The organism is Saccharopolyspora griseoalba (assembly GCF_042665275.1).
Lineage (GTDB): Bacteria > Actinomycetota > Actinomycetes > Mycobacteriales > Pseudonocardiaceae > Saccharopolyspora > Saccharopolyspora griseoalba.
Map to the genome: position 1 here is coordinate 1 of NZ_JBHTCJ010000030.1, position 5,325 is coordinate 5,325.

The following is a 5,325-nucleotide window of genomic DNA, read 5'->3' on the forward strand; positions in this document are numbered from 1 at the left end:
GAGTGCATAAAAAAGTGGTGGGGTGGAAACACGTTAATGTTTCCACCCCACCACACAGGGAATGTGTCGGCGGTGCCTTACTCTCCCACACCCTGCCGAGTGCAGTACCATCAGCGCAAAGGAGCTTAGCTACCGGGTTCGGAATGGGACCGGGCGTACCCTCCCCGCCATCGCCACCGACAACCCACACACCAACCACACACAACCAATGCGGGGTTGGTAAAACCAGGGTTGTCATCCATCAGGGATGACAAGCAATTCACTTATACCCAACAACAACCACAGGTTGCTGCCTCAGACATCGTATAGTGGGTGCGTAACATCTTCGTAGACAAGTCCTCGGCCTATCAGCACCGGTCAGCTCCACACGTTACCGTGCTTCCACATCCGGCCTGTCAACCCGGTCATCTACCGGGGGCCTTAACCCATACCAGGTGGGAGCCCTCATCTAGGAACAGGCTTCCCGCTTAGATGCTTTCAGCGGTTATCCCTCCCGAACATAGCCAACCAGCCGTGCCCTTGGCAGAACAACTGGCACACCAGAGGTCCGTCCGTCCCGGTCCTCTCGTACTAGGGACAGCCTTCCGCAAGACTCCTACGCGCGCGGCGGATAGGGACCGAACTGTCTCACGACGTTCTAAACCCAGCTCGCGTGCCGCTTTAATGGGCGAACAGCCCAACCCTTGGGACCAACTCCAGCCCCAGGATGCGACGAGCCGACATCGAGGTGCCAAACCATGCCGTCGATATGGACTCTTGGGCAAGATCAGCCTGTTATCCCCGGGGTACCTTTTATCCGTTGAGCGACACCGCTTCCACCAGCCAGTGCCGGATCACTAGTCCCTGCTTTCGCACCTGCTCGACCCGTCAGTCTCACAGTCAAGCTCCCTTATACACTTACACTCAACACCTGATTGCCAACCAGGCTGAGGGAACCTTTGGGCGCCTCCGTTACCCTTTAGGAGGCAACCGCCCCAGTTAAACTACCCACCAGGCACTGTCCCCGATCCGGATCACGGACCCGAGTTAGATGCCCGGAACGACCAGAGTGGTATTTCACCAACGACTCCACACCCACTAGCGTGGACGCTTCACAGTCTCCCACCTATCCTACACAAGCCGAACCAAACACCAATACCAAGCTATAGTAAAGGTCCCGGGGTCTTTCCGTCCTGCCGCGCGAAACGAGCATCTTTACTCGTACTGCAATTTCACCGGGCCTGTGGTCGAGACAGCGGAGAAGTCGTTACGCCATTCGTGCAGGTCGGAACTTACCCGACAAGGAATTTCGCTACCTTAGGATGGTTATAGTTACCACCGCCGTTTACTGGCGCTTAAATTCTCCGCTACACCACCGAAATGGCTTTACGGGTCCTCTTAACGTTCCAGCACCGGGCAGGCGTCAGTCCATATACCTCGCCTTACAGCTTCGCATGGACCTGTGTTTTTAGTAAACAGTCGCTTCTCCCTGGCCTCTGCGACCACCACCAGCTCCCCCAGCACGCGGGTTCACCAGCAGTGGCCCCCCTTCTCCCAAAGTTACGGGGGCAATTTGCCGAATTCCTTAACCACAGTTCACCCGACCGCCTCGGTATTCTCTACCTGACCACCTGTGTCGGTTTCGGGTACGGGCCATGCACACACTCGCTAGAGGCTTTTCTCGACAGCATGGGATCACTCACTTCACCACCACGGCTACGCATCACCCCTCACCCCATATGGTGCGCGGATTTACCTACACACCGGGCTACAGGCTTACACCAGTACAACCACTCACTGGCAGAGCTACCCTCCTGCGTCACCCCATCACTTAACTACTCCGGAATCAGGCCCCATGCACTCAATGCTTCACCCGAAGGATCCACACCTCGCGGATGGTTAGTCTCAACCGTTTCGCTATGGACGCGTATGCACGGGTACGGGAATATCAACCCGTTATCCATCGACTACGCCTGTCGGCCTCGCCTTAGGCCCCGACTCACCCTGGGCGGACGAACCTTCCCCAGGAACCCTTGGTCATCCGGCGGCAGAGATTCTCACTCTGCACTCGCTACTCATGCCTGCATTCTCACTCCCACACACTCCACACCAGGCTTCCGCCGGCGCTTCACCGCGTGCAGGACGCTCCCCTACCCAACAGCTTGCACTGTTGGCATGGCTTCGGCGGTGCGCTTCAGCCCCGCTACATTGTCGGCGCAGGACCACTTGACCAGTGAGCTATTACGCACTCTTTCAAGGATGGCTGCTTCTAAGCCAACCTCCTGGTTGTCTCTGCGATCCCACATCCTTTCCCACTAAGCGCACACTTAGGGACCTTAGCCGATGCTCTGGGCTGTTTCCCTCTCGACGACGAAGCTTCTCCCCCGCCGTCTCACTGCCACACTCAACTCAGGCGTATTCGGAGTTTGGCTGATCTCAGTAACCCGTGAAGGCCCATCAACCAACCAGTGCTCTACCCCACCCAAGCAGTATTTGTGACGCTGCACCTAAATGCATTTCGGGGAGAACCAGCTATCACGAAGTTTGATTGGCCTTTCACCCCTACCCACAGCTCATCCCCCAGGTTTTCAACCCTGGTGGGTTCGGGCCTCCACACGGTCTTACCCGCGCTTCACCCTGGCCATGGGTAGATCACTCCGCTTCGGGTCTACACCACGCGACTCCAACGCCCTATTCAGACTCGCTTTCGCTCCGGCTCCCCCACATCGGGTTAACCTCGCCACGCAGCAGTAACTCGCAGGCTCATTCTTCAAAAGGCACGCCATCACACAACCAAAGATCATGCTCTGACGGATTGTAGGCACACGGTTTCAGGAACTCTTTCACTCCCCTCCCGGGGTACTTTTCACCATTCCCTCACGGTACTATCCACTATCGGTCACCAGGAAGTATTTAGGCTTAGCGAGTGGTCCCGCCAGATTCACAGCACCCTCCACGGAAACGCTGCTACTCGGGAACACCACCACACACCTTGCACGAACTTTCGTTTACCGGACTCTCACCGTCTCTGGTCAGGCTTCCCAACCTGTTCAACTAGCCCGAACAACAATGCTGAAGACTCGGTAGCGCCTTCCAATGGCATCCCACAACCCCATGCACGCAACCCCTACCAGGTATCCCACGCGCACGGTTTAGCCTCCTCCGCTTTCGCTCGCCACTACTCACGGAATCACCAGTGTTTTCTCTTCCTACGGGTACTAAGATGTTTCACTTCCCCGCGTTCCCCCCAACACCCTATACATTCAAGTGCTGGTAACCCGACATCACTCGGGCTGGGTTACCCCATTCGGACACCCTCGGATCACAGCTCGGTTGACAACTCCCCGAGGACTATCGCGGCCTCCCACGTCCTTCATCGGCTCCTGGTACCCAGGCATCCACCATGTGCCCCTCAAAACTTGGCCACAAAGATGCTCGCACCCACTATACAATTCTCAAACAACAACCCAAGAAAACAACACCACCACCCAGGCAGCGTGTTCCCTCAGACACCCAACAGCGAACCGATCGCCCCACCACCAGGCAGAAGCAGGTTAGCGTGTTCCACAATCCATCGAGCGCCGCGGCACACGAACACTCGCCGTGTCAACCGCGAACACTCCCAGACAAACATCTGGGGTGCGTGTGCTCCTTAGAAAGGAGGTGATCCAGCCGCACCTTCCGGTACGGCTACCTTGTTACGACTTCGTCCCAATCGCCAGTCCCACCTTCGACCACTCCCCCCACAAGGGTTGGGCCATGGGCTTCGGGTGTTACCGACTTTCATGACGTGACGGGCGGTGTGTACAAGGCCCGGGAACGTATTCACCGCAGCAATGCTGATCTGCGATTACTAGCGACTCCGACTTCACGGGGTCGAGTTGCAGACCCCGATCCGAACTGAGACCGGCTTTAAGGGATTCGCTCCACCTCACAGTATCGCATCCCTCTGTACCAGCCATTGTAGCATGTGTGAAGCCCTGGGCATAAGGGGCATGATGACTTGACGTCATCCCCACCTTCCTCCGAGTTGACCCCGGCAGTCCCCCACGAGTCCCCGCCATCACGCGCTGGCAACATAGGGTAAGGGTTGCGCTCGTTGCGGGACTTAACCCAACATCTCACGACACGAGCTGACGACAGCCATGCACCACCTGTACACCAGTCCGAAGAAAACCACATCTCTGCAGCAGTCCGGTGCATGTCAAACCCAGGTAAGGTTCTTCGCGTTGCATCGAATTAATCCACATGCTCCGCCGCTTGTGCGGGCCCCCGTCAATTCCTTTGAGTTTTAGCCTTGCGGCCGTACTCCCCAGGCGGGGCGCTTAATGCGTTAGCTACGGCACGGAAACCGTGGAACCAGTCCCCACACCTAGCGCCCAACGTTTACGGCGTGGACTACCAGGGTATCTAATCCTGTTCGCTCCCCACGCTTTCGCTCCTCAGCGTCAGTATCGGCCCAGAGACCCGCCTTCGCCACCGGTGTTCCTCCTGATATCTGCGCATTTCACCGCTACACCAGGAATTCCAGTCTCCCCTGCCGAACTCAAGTCTGCCCGTATCGACCGCACGCCCACAGTTAAGCTGCGAGTTTTCACGGCCGACGCGACAAACCGCCTACGAGCTCTTTACGCCCAATAAATCCGGACAACGCTCGCACCCTACGTATTACCGCGGCTGCTGGCACGTAGTTAGCCGGTGCTTCTTCTACAGGTACCGTCACCCGAAAGCTTCGTCCCTGTCGAAAGAGGTTTACAACCCGAAGGCCGTCATCCCCCACGCGGCGTTGCTGCGTCAGGCTTTCGCCCATTGCGCAAGATTCCCCACTGCTGCCTCCCGTAGGAGTCTGGGCCGTGTCTCAGTCCCAGTGTGGCCGGTCACCCTCTCAGGCCGGCTACCCGTCGTCGCCTTGGTAGGCCACTACCCCACCAACAAGCTGATAGGCCGCGGGCTCATCCTGCACCGCCGGAACTTTCCACACACAAACCATGCGGCCATGTGTCCTATCCGGTATTAGACCCCGTTTCCAGGGCTTATCCCAGAGTGCAGGGCAGATTACCCACGTGTTACTCACCCGTTCGCCACTCATCCACACCCGAAGATGCTTCAGCGTTCGACTTGCATGTGTTAAGCACGCCGCCAGCGTTCGTCCTGAGCCAGGATCAAACTCTCCAACAATGCTGTTGAAACAATCCCAGCAACACACTCAACAACCCAAAGGTCGGAGCGTGATACTCAAAGAAACCACCAACCACACAACATCACAATGTCATCTGGTCAGGGGCATACAAAGAACACTAACCAAATCAGTCCGCTGTTGAGTTCTCAAAGAACACACCCACACCA

Annotated in this window: 3 rRNA genes; all 3 read right to left on the reverse strand. The window is 57.1% G+C overall.

What is annotated here, in order from left to right:
* Positions 1-64: 64 nt before the first annotated feature.
* Positions 65-181 (reverse strand): 5S ribosomal RNA (gene rrf, locus ACFQRI_RS27045).
* 146 nt (positions 182-327) lie between these two features.
* Positions 328-3,404, reverse strand: a 23S ribosomal RNA gene (locus tag ACFQRI_RS27050).
* Positions 3,405-3,635: 231 nt separating this feature from the next.
* A 16S ribosomal RNA gene (locus ACFQRI_RS27055) occupies positions 3,636-5,157 on the reverse strand.
* The 16S, 23S and 5S rRNA genes sit together here, the layout of an rRNA operon.
* Between the last annotated feature and the right edge of the window lie 168 nt (positions 5,158-5,325).